This window comes from Xanthomonas sp. NCPPB 2933 (genome assembly GCF_056725225.1).
The window spans coordinates 3,299,627-3,315,913 of sequence record NZ_CM161518.1 but is presented as its reverse complement, the minus strand read 5'-3'; the positions used below and the strand labels follow the sequence as shown (position 1 = coordinate 3,315,913).

General features: G+C 64.7%; 16 protein-coding genes. 2 read left to right on the top strand and 14 right to left on the bottom strand.

Annotated elements, in window-relative coordinates; translation table 11 throughout:
• Positions 1–40 precede the first annotated feature (40 nt).
• Both AC1PLU_RS13525 and AC1PLU_RS13520 read left to right on the top strand, forming a co-directional pair.
• Positions 41–1,555: an ATPase domain-containing protein gene (locus tag AC1PLU_RS13525; RefSeq protein WP_043889158.1), complete on the top strand. Its 1,515-nt coding sequence runs from the start codon at positions 41–43 to the stop codon at positions 1,553–1,555.
• The gene (locus tag AC1PLU_RS13520; RefSeq protein WP_481106484.1) at positions 1,542–3,614 is read left to right on the top strand and encodes an ATP-binding protein; all 2,073 of its coding nucleotides are present in this window, start codon (positions 1,542–1,544) and stop codon (positions 3,612–3,614) included. The genes AC1PLU_RS13525 and AC1PLU_RS13520 overlap by 14 nt, the downstream gene beginning before the upstream one ends.
• Positions 3,615–4,826: 1,212 nt before the next feature.
• Here the strand turns inward: AC1PLU_RS13520 and AC1PLU_RS13515 are convergent.
• The 14 genes from AC1PLU_RS13515 to AC1PLU_RS13450 all read right to left on the bottom strand — a co-directional run bounded on the left by AC1PLU_RS13515 (position 4,827) and on the right by AC1PLU_RS13450 (position 16,170).
• Positions 4,827–5,546, bottom strand: a complete 720-nt coding sequence (locus tag AC1PLU_RS13515) for a tetratricopeptide repeat protein (RefSeq protein ID WP_481106483.1) — start codon at positions 5,544–5,546, stop codon at positions 4,827–4,829.
• Positions 5,546–6,028: a cytochrome c-type biogenesis protein gene (locus tag AC1PLU_RS13510; RefSeq protein ID WP_268211823.1), complete on the bottom strand. Its 483-nt coding sequence runs from the start codon at positions 6,026–6,028 to the stop codon at positions 5,546–5,548. The genes AC1PLU_RS13515 and AC1PLU_RS13510 overlap by 1 nt, the downstream gene beginning before the upstream one ends.
• Entirely contained in the window at positions 6,028–6,570 is a 543-nt protein-coding gene (locus AC1PLU_RS13505; RefSeq protein ID WP_481106482.1) for a DsbE family thiol:disulfide interchange protein, read from the bottom strand. Before AC1PLU_RS13505 ends, AC1PLU_RS13510 begins: the two co-directional genes overlap by 1 nt.
• Positions 6,567–8,555: a heme lyase CcmF/NrfE family subunit gene (locus AC1PLU_RS13500; RefSeq protein WP_229009251.1), complete on the bottom strand. Its 1,989-nt coding sequence runs from the start codon at positions 8,553–8,555 to the stop codon at positions 6,567–6,569. Before AC1PLU_RS13500 ends, AC1PLU_RS13505 begins: the two co-directional genes overlap by 4 nt.
• A gap of 63 nt (positions 8,556–8,618) precedes the next feature.
• Positions 8,619–9,089, bottom strand: coding sequence for a cytochrome c maturation protein CcmE (gene ccmE / locus AC1PLU_RS13495; protein ID WP_481106481.1), 471 nt, complete (start codon positions 9,087–9,089; stop codon positions 8,619–8,621).
• Entirely contained in the window at positions 9,086–9,292 is a 207-nt protein-coding gene (gene ccmD / locus AC1PLU_RS13490; RefSeq protein WP_023903698.1) for a heme exporter protein CcmD, read from the bottom strand. Before ccmD ends, ccmE begins: the two co-directional genes overlap by 4 nt.
• Positions 9,289–10,047 (bottom strand): heme ABC transporter permease CcmC, encoded by a 759-nt coding sequence (gene ccmC, locus AC1PLU_RS13485; RefSeq protein WP_006452991.1) that lies wholly within the window; start codon positions 10,045–10,047, stop codon positions 9,289–9,291. The genes ccmD and ccmC overlap by 4 nt, the downstream gene beginning before the upstream one ends.
• A 10-nt stretch (positions 10,048–10,057) precedes the next feature.
• Positions 10,058–11,386, bottom strand: a complete 1,329-nt coding sequence (locus AC1PLU_RS13480) for a S8 family serine peptidase (RefSeq protein ID WP_481106480.1) — start codon at positions 11,384–11,386, stop codon at positions 10,058–10,060.
• Positions 11,383–12,042 (bottom strand): zf-HC2 domain-containing protein, encoded by a 660-nt coding sequence (locus AC1PLU_RS13475; RefSeq protein ID WP_481106479.1) that lies wholly within the window; start codon positions 12,040–12,042, stop codon positions 11,383–11,385. The genes AC1PLU_RS13480 and AC1PLU_RS13475 overlap by 4 nt, the downstream gene beginning before the upstream one ends.
• Entirely contained in the window at positions 12,039–12,620 is a 582-nt protein-coding gene (locus AC1PLU_RS13470) for a sigma-70 family RNA polymerase sigma factor (protein WP_006452988.1), read from the bottom strand. The genes AC1PLU_RS13475 and AC1PLU_RS13470 overlap by 4 nt, the downstream gene beginning before the upstream one ends.
• Before the next feature lie 63 nt (positions 12,621–12,683).
• Positions 12,684–13,448, bottom strand: coding sequence for a TorF family putative porin (locus tag AC1PLU_RS13465; protein WP_481106478.1), 765 nt, complete (start codon positions 13,446–13,448; stop codon positions 12,684–12,686).
• A gap of 283 nt (positions 13,449–13,731) precedes the next feature.
• Positions 13,732–14,121: a c-type cytochrome gene (locus AC1PLU_RS13460; RefSeq protein WP_023903703.1), complete on the bottom strand. Its 390-nt coding sequence runs from the start codon at positions 14,119–14,121 to the stop codon at positions 13,732–13,734.
• A gap of 25 nt (positions 14,122–14,146) precedes the next feature.
• Positions 14,147–15,499: a cytochrome C gene (locus AC1PLU_RS13455; protein WP_481106477.1), complete on the bottom strand. Its 1,353-nt coding sequence runs from the start codon at positions 15,497–15,499 to the stop codon at positions 14,147–14,149.
• 56 nt (positions 15,500–15,555) lie between these two features.
• Complete coding sequence (locus AC1PLU_RS13450; RefSeq protein ID WP_084217869.1) at positions 15,556–16,170, bottom strand: cytochrome b; 615 nt, start codon at positions 16,168–16,170, stop codon at positions 15,556–15,558.
• Positions 16,171–16,287 lie beyond the last annotated feature (117 nt).

Here is a 16,287-nt window from a genome sequence, read left to right as displayed (position 1 = left end):
CCGCATCGGGCTATCACGTGCGCGTGATAAATTGAAGGCTATGGGAAATTTGAAGCAGACGACCGCAAAACGCATTGCCACGGGTACCGAGGGGTTGGACACCATCCTTCGCGGCGGCCTGCCACCCAATCGGCTGTATCTGCTGGAGGGGCAGCCCGGGTCGGGCAAGACCACGCTGGCGCTGCAGTTCCTGCTCGACGGCGCAGCCAAGGGCGAGAGCTGCCTGTATGTGACCTTGTCGGAGACCATCGACGAGCTCAACGAGGTGGCGGCCTCGCACGACTGGACGCTGGATGCGCTGAATATCTTCGAGCTGGCATCAGCCGAGGCGTTTCTGGGCGACGGGCGGCAGCAGTCGATCCTGCACCCGTGGGAAATGGAACTGGATGGCACCATCAAGCTCATCCAGGCCGAGATCGATCGGGTCAAGCCGACCCGCGTGGTGTTCGATTCGCTGTCCGAACTGCGTCTGCTGGCGCAGGATTCGCTGCGTTATCGCCGCCAGGTGCTGGCGCTCAAGCAGTTTTTCGCGCCGCGCAACATCACCGTGCTTTTGGTCGACGATCTCACCGGCGAAAACGGCCAGCGTGACGCGCATCTGCACAGCCTGTGCCATGGCGTGATCTCGCTGGAGCGCATGACGCTGGACTTCGGCGCGGCGCGTCGGCGCATGCAGGTGCAAAAGCTGCGCGGCGTGAATTTCATCGCCGGCTATCACGACCTGACCATCGTCACCGGTGGCATGCGGATTTATCCGCGCCTGATCGCCTCCGACCACCACGTGCCCTTCGTTGGCGAAGCGGTGTCCAGCGGGGTGGGACGCATCGATGCGCTGCTGCATGGCGGCCCGCTGCGTGGCACCAGCACGTTGCTGACCGGGCCGGCCGGGTCGGGCAAAACCAATATCGCGCTGCAGTACGTTGTTGCTGCCTGCGAGCGTGGCGAGCACTGCTGCATCCTGGAGTTCGACGAGCGCACCGGCACCTTGCTGACGCGCGCCGAAAGCCTGGGCATGGATCTGCGCAAGCATCTGGATTCGGGTTTGCTGGAACTGCATCAGATGGACCCGGCCGAACTGACACCGGGCGAGTTTGCCTGGACGGTGCGTGCCAGTGTCGAAGAACGTCATTGCCGGGTGCTGGTGATCGACAGCCTCAACGGCTATCTGACGTCGATGCCGCAGGAAAAGCAGCTGATGCTGCAGATGCACGAGTTGCTGTCGTATCTCAACCAGTGCGGCGTCACCACGTTCCTGATCAACCCGCAGCACGGGCTGGTGGGCACGATGTCGACCGGCAACCTCAACGTTTCTTATATGGCCGACACCGTCATCCTGTTCCGCTTTTTCGAAGCGCAAGGACGCATTCGCAAGGCCTTGTCGGTGATCAAGAATCGCAGCGGCGCGCATGAGGATTCGATCCGCGAGTTGCGCATCGGTGGCGGCGGGATCCAGTTGAGCGAGCCGCTGGAGAAATTCCACGGTGTGCTGACCGGCACGCCGCAGTTCGTTGGAGACGCTACGCCGTTGCTGGATCGTCCACTTGACTACCCGTGACCCGGACGGGTCCATCGTCCACATCATTGCGCCGTTCGGGCGCGACGCGGAGAGCATTGCCGGCATCGTCGGCCAGCGCGGGCTGACGCGTCGGGTCTATGGTTCGCTGGCTGCGCTGGCGGACGAACTGCTCGATGCGTCGGGCGTGGTCGTCTTGACCGAAGAGGTGATCGGCGGCGATCTGCAGCAGTTGTCGCACATCCTGCGGGGCCAGGCCGCGTGGTCGGACATTCCGTTCGTGCTGTTGCGTGCCCCGCGCGGAACCCACAACGGGCGTCAGGCCACGCTGCCGGCCGAGCTGACCAACGTCATCGAGCTGGAACGGCCGCTGAGTTCGGCCTCGTTGCTGAGCGCCATTTCCACTGCGTTGCGCTCGCGGCAGAAGCAGTTCGTGATCCGCGACCAGATGGCGCAGCTGGCCGAAAGCAAGGCGGCGCTGGCATCGAGCGAAGCCGAACTGCGTCGCGTCACCGATGCCTTGCCGGTGCTGATCGCCTTTATCGACAAGAACCTGATCTATCGCTTTGCCAATCGCTCCTACGAAGACTGGATCGGCATTCCGCCTGCCGATGTGATCGGGCGGCCGTTGGTGGATGTGGTCGGACCTGCGGTGGTGGAGGAGCGTCGCGCCTGGATCGAAGCCGCATTGGCCGGTCAGACGTTAACGGTGGAAGCAAGCTGGCCACACGCCGATGGGCGCCGCCGCGATGCGGAGATCCGCTATATGCCGCGCCTGGATGCAGATGGCGTGGTGGATGGCTTTCATGTGTTCGCAACCGACATCACTGCACGCACGCTGGCGTTGGAATCGATCCAGCAGCAGGCCAATCTGCTCGAGGTCAAGGTCGCCGAGCGCACTGCCGAGTTGCAGCAGCAGATGCAGGCGCGCGAATCCAGCGAAGCGGCATTGCGTCAGGCGCAGAAGATGGAGGCGGTGGGCCAGCTGACCGGCGGTATCGCGCACGACTTCAACAACATGCTCACCGGTATTTTGTCCGCGCTGGATCTGGCGCGCCTGCGCATCGATCAAGGCCGCACCGAAGGACTGGGCCGCTTTCTGGATGTGGCCTCGGCCTCGGCATTGCGGGCCGCCGCGCTAACGCAGCGGTTGTTGGCGTTTTCGCGCAGGCAATCGCTGGAAGCGCGCCATCTGCATCTGAACGATCTGGTGGTGTCGCTGCAGGAATTGCTGGCGCGCACGCTGGGCGAATCGGTGCGTCTGGAAACCGATCTGCACGCCGACATGCCGCAGGCGTATGTCGATGAAAACCAGCTGGAGAGCGCACTGCTCAATCTGGCGATCAACGCACGCGATGCCATGCCCGGTGGTGGTCAATTACGGATCGCCACGCGTCATCTGCTGGTCGATGCGCAGCCGCTCGAACTTGGCCGTGGCGTGACGCTGGCGCCCGGCAATTATGCGGTGGTGTCGGTCACCGACAGTGGTACCGGCATGCCGATGGATGTGCTGGAGCGCGTGTTCGAGCCGTTCTACACCACCAAGCCGATCGGGCAGGGCACCGGCCTAGGCATGTCGATGATCTACGGCTTCATGCAGCAGTCCAACGGGCAGGTGTGGGTGGAGTCGACGATGGGCGTGGGCACCACCGTCAGTCTCTATCTGCCGGCGGGCGTGCATCTGCAGCCAGCCCAGCCGCTGCCGCAGGCCGGTGCGGTGGTCACCGGGAGAGGCCAGCAGGTGCTGGTGGTGGAAGACGACGAACAGGTGCGCTTGCTGGTCACCGAGCTGCTCAACGAATTGGGCTACGAGGCCGATGTGGTCGCCGATGCAGATGCCGCACTGCCGATTCTGGCCTCGCAGCGGCGCATCGATCTGCTGGTGACCGACGTGGGCCTGCCTGGACTCAACGGGCGCCAGCTGGCGGAAATCGCACGTCAGTCACGCCGCGATCTGCCGGTGATCTTCATGACCGGCTATGCGGAAACCGCGCGCGATCGTGGCGAATTTCTGGGCGAAGGCATGAGCATGATCGCCAAGCCTTTTACGCTGGGCGAATTCAGCGGCAAGTTGCACGAAGTGCTGGGGCCTTCGGTCTGAGTGCGGAGCACGTTTGACCCACGTGCACTCGGTTTTGCATTGCCGATGGCTTCAGAGCGGCTAACAAAAACCTTTTGAATGCTGTAACGCCGAATCGATATCCATCTGGCGTTGCCCTGGTTTGCTTGCTCCATCATCTGTTGATGGTTTCTTTCTGGGTTTTGTCAGCGACTCTTCGCTACGCTTGGATACTTCCAAGCCGCGTCGGTCTGTCGGTCGAGGGCGCGGTGCCCTCACCGCTCGCGGGACACGCCGCAAGTACGTCCCTGTAGGCTCGGTGGCGGCATCCATGCCGCCACACGGTCCCGCAATCGGTGAGGACACCGCACCAGACAGTTTGCTGGTCGCTTTGAGAAGAGCTAAGCATACCGACCATCTTGACTGGTCCTTGCCCGCTCACCGTCGCGGGACCTTACGCGGCATGGATGCCGCGTAAGAGCCTACACGGACGTACTTGCGGCGTGTCCCGCGATGGTGGGCGGGCAAGGGCCCTGCAGCCAGGCAGAGAGTGTCCGCTTTACGACTGATCTATCCGCACTGTCCAATCATTTCGACATACTGTGATTTGAGTCGTCGCGGCTTTTAGATGCAGTCAGAAGCCCATGTCAAACGCCTGGTCGGTCGAGGGCGCGGTGCCCTCACCGCTCGCGGGACACGCCGTGAATCCATCCGTGGAGGCTCGGTGGCGGCATCCATGCCGCCACACGGTCCCGCAATCGGTGAGGGCACCGCACCAGAATGTTGGTCGGTCGCCGGGTAAAAAGCTGCGCGTCTCGCAGGTTGCGTAGGCTTGCAGGTGCGTGTCGCAGAACGACACGATAGCTAGCCAATTAGAAGAACGTCATTCATGGCTTGCAACCGTGCACACCGACCATCTCGACTGGTCCTTGCCCGCCCACCGTCGCGGGACCTTACGCGGCATGGATGCCGCGTAAGAGCCTACATGGACGTACTTGCGGCGTGTCCCGCGATGGTGGGCGGGCAAGGGCCCTGCAGCCAAGCCACAGATCATCCGCTCTGCAATCTACGTACTCATAGCGTCCGATCTTTCAAGACAACCAAGATCTCACGACCTCGAAATGCCTGGACAAGGGCACGAGCAATGGGCAGATGGATGTAGATGGCGCACTCAGTAGCGATATCTACGCGTGGTATACGCACACCGAGCGCAGCGGCACCCGCTGATGGCCGCGAAGTGGGTTTTGTCAGCCGTTACTGGCGAGCAGCGCGTTTGGCCTGCCGCGCGCTCGCCAACGATTCGGCCACGGCGATTTTTTCCGCGACCGCTTTCTGCATCGTCGAGCCGGTGTCCAACAAGTCATGCAAATGGCGCCAGTGTTCGGTGGCGGCGCTGTAGTCCTGCTGCTGGAAGTCGCTGATGCCGAGCAGCCACAGGGCGCGTTGATGATCCGGCTCGCGTGCGATGACCTGTTGCAGGCGCGTGCGCGATGCGGCATCGATGGCGAAATCGCTGCGCGTACCCATGTCTGCTGCGATCCAGCCGACAATGGCGGCGCTGTTGTCGGGGGCGAGCTTGAGTGCTTTCGCATAGGCATCGCGCGCGTCGGCCGAACGGTTTTCCTGCTCGTGCGCCTTGGCCTGCTGCATCCAGGCGTCCAGCGCCTGCAGTTGTGCTTCTTCAGCCGGACTGATGGCTGGTGTTTGTGCTTGCGTGCTGCCGGCAGCAGTCGCCTCAGGCGTCGCCTGCACTGTCTGCTGCGCTGGCCTAGCGTACACGCGCGTTGCGATGGCGTCGGGCGCGCCGACCAGGCGATACAGACCGGCGGTGGCGATCGGCAAGCCCAGCACCAGCACAATCGGCAATGCATAGCGTGTGCTGCGATGGCGCGTTGGCCGGCGCAGCAGCGGTACCAGCAACAACAGCAGCGCGATCACCACCAACGCCGCGCTTATCAAATAGAAACCGCTCATCACCACTCTTCCTCAGCTTGCGGCGCCACCGGTGTCCCGGCACGCGCACGTTTGCGCACGGTGTGGATCACCACGCCTGCACCGGCACCCAGCATCAACAGCGGGCCGAACCACAGCAGCCATGTGCCGCGTTTGACCGGCGGGTCGTACAGCACGAAATCCGAATAGCGCTCGACCATGTACTGCTTGATCTGCGCGTCGCTGTGGCCGGCCTGGATCTGCGCGAACACCTGATGGCGCAGATCGCGCGCGAGCGCGGCGTTGGAGTCGGCCAGGTTCTCGTTCTGGCACACCAGGCAGCGCAGTTGTGCGGTCAGACGCTGGTAACGCGCTTCCTCGCTGCGGTTCTTGAACGGCAGTGGGTCCACTGCCTGCGCCGCCAGCGGCGGTGCAAGCAGCACGCCAAGCAGCAACACCAGCAGCAAGCGCAGTTGACGGCCTTGCAGACGCCAGTGCCAGCGCCACCAGGGGCGAGCCGGCATCACTGCGCGCCCTTGGGCAGCGCGGCGATGGCCGGCAGCAGTGTGTCGTTGATGACATCGGGTGTGAGCACGCCGATGTGCTTGTAGCGGATCACGCCTTGCGCATCGATCAGAAACGTCTCAGGCGCGCCGTAAACGCCGAAATCGATCGCGGTCTGGCCGGCTTCGTCAGCGATCACTAAGGCATACGGGTTGCCGTAGTGTGCGAGCCACGCGGTGGCATCGGCCGGCGCGTCCTTGTAGTTGTAGCCGATCAACGGCACGCCGAGCCGGCTGGCCTGCGCCATCAAGACCGGATGTTCGTGCACGCATTCGGCGCACCAGCTGCCGAACACGTTGAGCACATACGGCTTGCCCAGCAGCTGGTCGCGGCTGACCTGTTGTTCGGGTTGATCCAGCCTTGGCAGCGAGAACGCTGGCGCTTGTTTGCCGATCAACGGTGAGGGCACATCGCGCGGATTGTGTTGCATCGTCCAGTAAATGCCGAAGCCGAACAGCGCCGCCAGCAACAGGAAACCCAGCAAGGGCAGCAGACGGTTCATGCGGGCGATTCCTGCGCAGTGACGATGGCATCGTGTGCCGGCGAGGTGGCCGCCTTGCCGGCGACGGCAGGCGCACGAAAACGGCGCGCGCAGGCGCTGACAAAACCGCCCAGCATCATCAGCAGGCCGCCGGCCCATATCCAGCGGATGAAGGGTTTGTAGTACAGCCGCAGCGTCCAGTCGTATTCGATGTGTTGATCGTCCAGCGGCTCGCCTAGTGCGACGTACAGATCGCGGGTGATGCCGGGGTCGATCGCCGATTCGGTCTGAATGCGCTCGCTGCTGTACAGACGTTTTTGCGGATGCAGCAGCGCGATCACCTTGCCATCGCGACTGACCTGCACGCTGCCTTGTTCGGCCTTCCAGTTCGGCCCATCGATCATTTGCACGCCGTCGAAGCGGAACGCGTAGCCGGCGATCTCCGCGCTCTGGCCGGGCGACAGCCGCACATCGCGTTCGACCGACAGGCTGTCGGACACCAGCACGCCGGCAACGAATACCGCCACGCCGGCATGCGCGAGCAACATGCCGGCCATTTCAGCCGGAAAGCGCCGCCCGCGCGGCATTTCGCGCCAGCGCTTGTGCATGTACAGCGCGGTGCCGGCAGCCACCCAAGCAGCAACGCCGATGCCGGCAATCGCCTTGATCTGGCCATCGGCGAAGAGGCTGCCGACCAACGCACACGCAATCGCGGCGATGCCGGCGCGCGTGCCAAGTGCCTTCAACGGTGCTGCCTCGGCCTTGCCCCAGCGCAGGTAAGGGCCGAACGGTAGCAACAGCACCACAGGCAACATCAGCAACGGGAACAACAGGCCGAAATACGGTGGCCCCACCGAGACCTTGCCCAGTCCGAACGCGTCGGCGATCAGCGGGAACAAGGTGCCCAGCAACACCATCGCGGCGGCCACGGTGAGCAGCAGATTGCCGATCAAAATGGCCGTCTCGCGCGAGGCGGCGGCGAACGGTTTGCCGCTGGCGATCTTCGGCGCGCGCAAGGCGTACAGCAGCAGCGAGCCGCCGACCACGGCCACCAGGAAAATGAGGATGTACAGGCCGCGGCGCGGATCGGCGGCAAACGCATGCACCGAGGTGAGCACGCCCGAGCGCACCAGGAAGGTGCCCAGCAACGACAGCGAGAACGCCAGGATCGACAGCAGAATCGTCCAAGCACGCAAGCTGCCGCGTTTTTCGGTGACCGCCTGGGTGTGGATCAGGGCGGTGCCGACCAGCCACGGCATGAAACTGGCGTTTTCCACCGGGTCCCAGAACCACCAACCGCCCCAGCCCAGTTCCGCGTACGCCCACCAGCTGCCGGCGACGATGCCGGCGGTGAGGCAGGCCCAGGCCACGTTGGTCCACGGCCGCGCCCAGCGCACCCAGGCCTGTTCCAGCTCGCCGCCCAGCAAGGCCGCCACCGCAAACGCGAACGCCACCGAGAAGCCGACATAACCGGTGTACAGCACCGGCGGGTGGAAGGTCATGCCCGGGTCCTGCAGCACCGGATTGAGCTCGTTGCCATCCAGGGGAATCGGCGACAGCCGCCCGAACGGATTTGAGGTCAGCAGGATGAAGGCCAGAAAGCCCACCGATACCAGCCCCAGCACCGCCAGCACGCGGGCGGCGAAATGCTGCGGCAGATGCCGGCTGAAGGCGGCCAGCAACACCGTCCATGTTGCAAGGATGGCGATCCACAGCAGCAGCGAGCCTTCGTGCGCGCCCCATACCGCGGCAAAGCGGTAGTACCAGGGCAGGGCGATATTGGCGTTGGCAGCGACATAGGCCACCGAAAAATCCAGCGACAGCAGCGACCAGGCGAGCAGGCCGAACGCCATCCATACGAACACTGCCTGGCCTACCGCTGCCGGCCGTGCAATGCCCATCAAGGCGGAGTTGCCACGCCAGGCACCGATCAGCGGCAAGACGCCCTGGGCAAGCGACAACAGCAGCGCCAGGATCAGTGCGATCTGGCCGAGTTCAGGCGTCATGGGCAAATCGCATCGTGCAACCAAGGAAGATCATGGAAGTGGTGGAAAGCGGTGCGCGCGGCATCAACGCGGCGCCGACAGCGGCACCGCGGCAGCGGGAATCGGCTTGCCCACATGGCCCTCGGCCATCGCGTCTTTGAGTTCTTTGGGCATATAGGTTTCGTCGTGCTTGGCCAGCACTTCGTTGGCGACAAAGCGCCCGCCTTGCATGCGTCCGTTGGCGATCACCGATTGGTTGTCGCGAAACAGATCCGGAAGGATGCCGGTGTATTCGACCTGCGTTGCGGCGTGCTTGTCGATCACGGTGAAATTGACTTCCAGGCTATCGGTTGCGCGCTGGATCGAGCCGGCCTTGACCATGCCGCCGAGGCGAAATTGCTGATAATTGGCCGCCTCGCCGGCGTGCACCTGGCTGGGCGTGAACAGATAGCTCATGTTCCGCTGCAGCGCGAGCACGATCAGCGTCACCGCCAGTGCGGCAGCGGCGATGACGCCGATCACCAGCCAAAGGCGTTGCTTACGTGTTGCATTCATGGCGCGTCCCGCTCCAGCGTGGGAACTGGCTGATCACGTGCACGTCGCGGTGTCTGTCGTTGCAGCTGGCCGCGCAATTCGCGTGGCAGGCGGCGTCGACGTAACCACGGCGAGGCCAGATCGGCCAGCAACACCAGCACGAACAACGCGTACGCGGTCCACACGTAGTGGCCGTAACCGCCCATCGCCAGAAAGGTGTTCATGCGGTGCGCTCCGTCAACACGATCCGGCGTGCCCAGTCCTTGCCGCTTTCCAGTGCGAGCAGGTCCACTCGCACGCGGCCGAACAGACTGGCCAGGTAATAAAACTTGGTGGCCAGCATCATCGTCAGCAGCGGCCACAGCATGTCGGCGCCCATCTTGGAGGGGCCGAGCAGGCGCACGGTGGAGCCTTGATGCAGCGTGTTCCACCACACCACCGAGTAATGCACGATCGGCAGATTCACCAGGCCCACCAACGCGAGCAAGCCGGCCGCACGCATCGCCTGACGGCGATCTTCCACTGCGTGATACAGGCCGAGCACACCCAGATACAAGAACAGCAGCAATAATTCGGAGGTGAGCCGTGCATCCCAGGTCCACCAGGTGCCCCACATCGGCTTGCCCCACAGCGAGCCGGTGCACAAGGTGATGAAGGTAAAGGCCGCGCCGATCGGCGCCGAGGCCATGGTCACCACTTCGGCCAGCTTGATCCGCCACACCAGCGCGATGAACGCGGACACGCCCATTGCCGCGTAGATGAAAAGACTCATCCAGGCGCTGGGCACGTGGATGAAGATGATGCGGTAGGCGTCGTGCTGCTGGTAATCCGGTGGCGCCAGTACCAGCCCGCCGTAAGCGGCCACCGCGCCGAGCAGCAGCGCCAGCGCCAGCGCCCACGGGCGCACGATGCCGGCGACGCGGTAGAACGTGGGCGGCGAGCTGAGTTTATGCAGCCACAAGGGAATCCACTTGGCCATGCCGGTGTCGTCAGTTGGAATGTTTGGCGTGCGAAGCCAGCGCGTCGACCGCAGCGCCGGCGTTGACCTGCAGCTGGCCGTCGGACATCTTGCTGGTACGTTGCATCAGTTCGCGCAAGGCGGTCGCGTCCATCGACGGCGACATCGACAACAGCAACGCGGCCATGCCGCTGACATGCGCGGTGGCCATCGACGAGCCGGAGGTGAAGTCGTAGCGGCCATTGGGCTGGGTGGTGAGGATGTCCTTGCCGGGCGCGCTCAGCACACCGGGCATCGCGGCGGTGGCGCTGCTGCTGCGCACCACCAGCACGCCGGGCACATCGTTGGGAAAGCCATCCATGCGGCCGTTCGGCGGCATTGCGGCCACCACGATGCGGCCCTGTTGCACCAGATGCAGCAGCATCTTGCTCAGCAGCGGGTCGGCCGGGCCGCCCAGGCTCAGATTGATCACGCGCGCGGAGCTGTTGTTGATCGCCGCCAGCGCCTTGGCCAGGGTGAAGGTGTTGCAGCGGGCGGTGGCACCGACGGTCGGTGCATACCAGCACGCCTTGTAGATGCTCAGCATGGCCTTGGGCGCCATGCCGACAATGCCTTGATGGTTGTTGCTGCCGGCAGCAATGATGCCGGCCACCTCGGTGCCGTGCGAATCGCTGCTGGTGGCGAGCGCGGTGTCGTCGACCAGATCGTGCACGTCGCGGATGCGCGACTTCAGATCGGGGTGAGCGGTGTCCACGCCGGTGTCGACCACCGCCACCACCACGCCGCGGCCCTGGGTGACGGTCTGCGCGCTGGCCGCATCGGTGGCGATGAAGCCGCGTTGCATGTCCACGTATGGGTCGTTATAGCCGGACAGCGCCGTGGTCTTTTCCGATGCATCGGCGGAGAACACCGAGAAATCCTGCACTGGCTGCACCAGCTCCACGCCTTCGTCGTCGGCCAGCGCGCTGACCAGCTCGTCGCGCGATACGCCAGCCGGCGGCTGCAGCACGGCGCAATACAGGCCCAGCGAGGTGATCGGCCAGCCGGAAACTTCGCGCAGCTTGTAGCGCTGCTTGATGGCTTCCATGCGCACGGCGGCCTTATGGCCGGCGCCGTAATAGCTGGAGGCGTAGCCGATCAGGCTGGAGCCGGCGCGTGCGGGCGGTGCGGTGAGCGGGTTGGCCACCGCCAGCAGGATGTCGCGGCTGCTATCGGGCGTATGTGCATCTGCCTGCGGCGGCGCGGTGCTGGTGCCGACAGCTTGCGCAGCATGCTGGGGCGTGTCCTGAGCATGCACGCAGGTGCAGCTGCCCAGGCCGATGAAGCCGGCGATCAAGCCGATCACGTAGAAGCGGCTCATGGTGCCGACACGATCTCGGCCAGGCGGATACGCGGGTTCGCACGCAGCTGCTGCACGGTGTGCTGCGGCTGGGCAGGCGGCTGCGGTGCGACAGGCACCACGGTGTAGGCGCCCATTTCATTGGGGCCGCCGACCACCTGCAACTGCTGCGCATGCAGCAGGCTGTCCCAGTCGGCCACGGTCATCCTGGCGTCGGGCACCACGCGGATGGCACCTTGCGGGACCGGCAAGGCGGTGGCGCTGCTGAGCGTGCGGTAGTCGTGCGAGGGCGCAGGCGCGGCCAGCTTGACGCCCATGACGCCAAGACCAATGGCCTGCACCAGGGCGGCGGCGGCCAGGGCGCGCACCGTCCAGTTGCCGGAGCGGCGTGCTGCCGGCACCGGTGCCGCCGGTGCGGTGTGCTGTTCCGGCGCATCCAGGCGGCCGAGCAGGCGCAGCAGGCCGGCGTTGGCGTCCAGCTTGACCGCCGACGGCAGTGCAAGCGCTTGCCGCAGGCGATTCTGCTGGGCGAATTCGGCGCTGCACGAGGGGCATTTGGCCACGTGCGCGATCAGCCAGGTGTTCTCTTCCTCTGTGGCACTGTCCAGCAATACTGCGGGCATCAGTTCCCAGGCGTGCGAGCATTCCTTGCCAGGCGCGATGAAAAACGTCTTCATTGCATGGTCTCCGTGTAAGGGGCGCCGCCGGCCAGGCCGGGCAGCACATTGCGTAATTTGACCCGCGCATGGAACAGCCGGGCTTTGATGGTGCCGACCGGGCACTGCATGATTTCGGCGACTTCTTCGAGCTTGTGGCCAACGCCATAGACCAGTTCGATCACCATGCGCTGGTCCGGCGAGAGCCGTTGCATGCCCTTGTCGAGCCAGTCGCGCAGCTCGCGGTCGTCGTTGTCGTCGGCGCTGGGGGCGTGGTCTTCCACCACGGCGGTGTCGTCGATGGCCTCGCCGTCATGCTGGCGCAGGCATTTGAGCCCGCAGCGATAGGCGATGCCCATGATCCAGGTCGACACCTGCGAATCGCCGCGGAAGTCGCCGGCTTTCTGCCAGGCGATCCAGAAGCAGTCGTTGATGGCTTCCTCGATGATGTCCGGGCGGCGGGTCAGCCGCGACAGGAACCGGCACAGCCGGCCGTGGTAGCTGGTGTACATGGTCGCCAGGGCGGCACGATCGCCCGCAGCCATGCGCCGCAGCAGCATGCGGTCGGTGGCATCACCCAGGGTGTCGGAATCATTCATCGAGGCAGGCACGGCAGAAGACGTAGGTCAGTGCCCGCACGGGGGCAAAAGGTTGCAGCTGGATCAGAACGTGGTGGAGACCGTGCCCAGCCAGGGCGTTTCGCCCGGGCCGCCCTGCAGGCGCGGGGTGTTGCTGCTGGTGACGATGCGTTCCAGTTTCAGCGTCCATCGTGCCCGGCTCCACTTCAGGCCCAATTGCCCGTACTGATAGCGGCCGGATTCGGCAGCGCCGTAGGCCATCGCCGGAAAGCGCGAAGAACCGGCGCCGACCAACAGGCTGAAGTCGTTTTGCAGCGGGACATTGGCGGTGACGTCGATGGCCACATTCCACGGCGATTGGTCGGCGCGGGGAAAGTTGAACACCGACACCGAAAAGGTCAGCACGTCGCGGTAGGACCAGGCCAGGCTGGCTTCCTGGCGGTCGAAGGTGCGTGTGGCCTGATTGGTCGGGTAGCCGTAATACAGCAGGCTGGCCTGCATCTGCCAGCGATCGTCCAGCATCCAGGCGCGTGCGGCCTGGGCGGTGACTGCCACCGGCTTGCTCAGCGAAGGCGATTGCAGCGCGACCGAAGTGGAGACCGACCAGCCGGGCGAGGGCAGCCAGTAGCCGGCCGCCTGCAGCGTGGCCTTGTTGGGCGCGATCGAGATGCCCCGGTCGATCAGCTGCGAGGTCAGCGCCACCGCGCCGCCGACATTGGCGGCCATGGCGCCGGGGCTGATGACCAGGGCCAGCAGCAGGCAGTGGCGCAATGTGGAGTTGCGCCGGCGCACGCGCGAGCACAGGCAACGCGGGTTGGCGCTGGCCGTTGTGCAGTGCCGCCGCCGCATGTTCAGGTGTGGCCTGTCCCACGGCTGCCCGCCGCAGGCGCAATGGCGTCGCGTTCGGAAGGGGGACGACCTGGCAGGCGAGACAGGGGGCAACGGATGAGCGTCTACGGTGAGCGGGGCGCAATAGTGCCTGATTGCGTCGGGCAGACCGCCGCGGGCACGACGGTTCCGTTCATATACGCGAAGGAATCGCGGCCGGCAACGCGGCCGGCGCGATTCCCGCAGGCGCAGCGCGCCCCGGTTGCCGGCCGGCAGGGGTGACTGCCGGCCGGTCAAGCAACGGTCAGTGCAGCGTGTTGAGGTAGGCGATCAGCGCGTCTAGCTCTTTCTGATCCTCCAGGCCTTCGTACTTCATCTTGGTCCCCGGCAGGGCCTTGGACGAGGATTGCGACAGATAGGTCTTGAGCTGGGCGGGCGTCCACTGCCACTTGCTGCCCTTGAGTGCATCTGAGTAATTGCTGTAGTCCGCCAGGCTGGCGGCCGGGCGCCCGGCCACGCCGAACATGGACGGGCCTTTCTTGTTCTTGCCCTGGGCCGCGCTGTGGCACTCGGCGCATTCGGTCATGAACACGCCTTTGCCATCGGCCGCGCGCGCGGGCGGGGCAAGCAGTGCGCCGGCCAACAACAGGCCGGCCAGCGGGGCGCACAACAAGGTTTTGTGGAGTGACTTCATGGGGGTCCTTACGCGTGCGGGGGAATCAGAACGAGACATTGACCGACAACGAGAAGGTGTCGAGATCGCGCGGGTTGGTGATTGGATTGCCGCCACCGAACACGTTGGTGGTGCTGCCGTTGAACTTGTCGAAGCGGAACCAGGTGGCCGCGAAACGCACGTTGGCGTTGGTGGTGTAGGTGCCTTCCTTACCGAACGGGGTCCAGTACAGCAGGATCAGATTGGCGGTGGTGTCGGGGATGCCGTAGGGCTGATAACGCGCCACATCGAACGAGCCGCTGTTGATCAGATGCGCTGCCAGCACGCCGTAGGTCTGCTTGAACGCGTAGTTCATGCTGATGTTCTGGTCGCGCACGCTGCCGCGGTCGCGCGGCGACATGCTCGGGTCGGTCGGCTGCAGCGGGCTGCCGTATTTGCGGCGCTCGTAGATGTTGACGTAGGCCAGCGACAACACGTGCTCGCGGGTGCCGAGGAACTGATAGCTCAGGTCGTAACCCAGGTCGGTGAAGTCATCGGTGGGACCGCCGGTGCGCAGGCGTTGGCGACGGGTGGTCATCGCGGTGAGGCCGGCCGAGAAGAACTGCCGCTTCATGTCCTTCATATAGGCAAAGCGCGCATAGCCGGTGTCGCTGAGCTTGCCCGGGTCGTTGTTGGGGTTCCAGCCCAGGTGGTCCTGCGCATCGGCGGACAATGCGCTGTAGCTGCCGACTTCGCCGTACCAATTGCGGTCGAACAAGCCGTACACGCTGGCGCCGATCACGCGGTTGGACAGCGCCGACGAACTCAGCATGCTGGCCGAACCTGCATTTGAGACCGGGCTCAGGGTCGATGCATTGGGCAGCACCTGGATCGGATCGGACACGCCGGGGTTATTGTTGACGCTGACGCCGATCATGGCGTCCTTGCCGGCCAGCTGGAACGGCTTGCTGACAAAGCGCAGATCCACATCGTCCAACTGGGTGTTGAAGGTGTCGTTGCCGCCGTTGTTGGAGCGGATCTTGGAGTAACCGCCGATGTGGTCGTTGACCCGGCCGGCCAGATATAGATCGGCTTCGTTGATGCGTGCGCTGCTGTCGCCGCGGCTGGGATTGCTCCGCGTCCAGGTGACCTGGCCGGAGACCGGAATCTTGGTGCCGTTGCCATCTGTATCGGTGAAGCCGCCGAGCTTGAAGCGCATGCCATATGGCGTGAGCGAGGGGCCATAGGAGCCGACATGGCAATCTGCGCACGAAGAGCCGGTCTGGCGCGCGAATGAAGGGATCGCCTGCGCCTGCGTGCTGGCCAGCAGCAACAACGGGCCGGACACGCACAACAAGGACGTCAGGGAGGCGGTGCGCGTGGCGGCAACGCGACGCGGGGCGGGCTGGGGAGTAGGCATGGAAAGTCCTTGTTCGACGGTGCGGGAGCGGGGGAGGGCTGGCAACTCGGGGGAATTCATCGGGCTTTTTTCGGCAACACGCGATGCAGCACGCCATCGCCGAGCACCAGGTGATGCCAGAGCGCGGCGCCGATGTGCAGGATCACCAAGGCCAGCAAGACCCAGGCGGCATTCAAGTGCCAGGTGCCCAGCGTGTCGGCCAGATCTTCGTCCGGCGCGACCAGATTCGGCAGCGTCAATCCGAACAGGTAGACCGGTTTGGCGTAGGCGTTGCTCAACGACCAACCGATCAGCGGCAACGCGACCATCAGGCCGTACAGCGCAAAATGGGTAGCGCCTGCAGCCAGCCGCATCAGCAGCGGCGACGGCGGGCCCGGCGGCAGCTTGCGCAGGCGGATGCGCAAGCCCACGCGCAGGACGAAGAGAAAGAGCACCATCAAACCGAAGTGGCGATGGCCCTCCATCAGCCACTGACGCAATGCGCGTCCTTCCAGCTCGGCGCGCAGCAAAATCAGTGTGGCGGCCATGGCCAGGCACAGCACTGTCAGCCAGTGCAGCACGCGCATCGATTTGGGAAGTGGAATGACCTGCGCTGTGGGCGGCGCCTGTTGCGGCAGCACAGTGGCGCTGTCGGTGGCGGCGGTGTCTGGCGCCTGAGGGGATGAACGCATTTGGTCGGTGTGCTCCGGTGCTGGTCGTTGGTTCCGGCAGTGCGTCGTGCGCTGCCAGGCCTGGCTCCCCACGCCGGCCGATCTGCGGCCAGGTGAACGTGCACCGATATGTGCGGC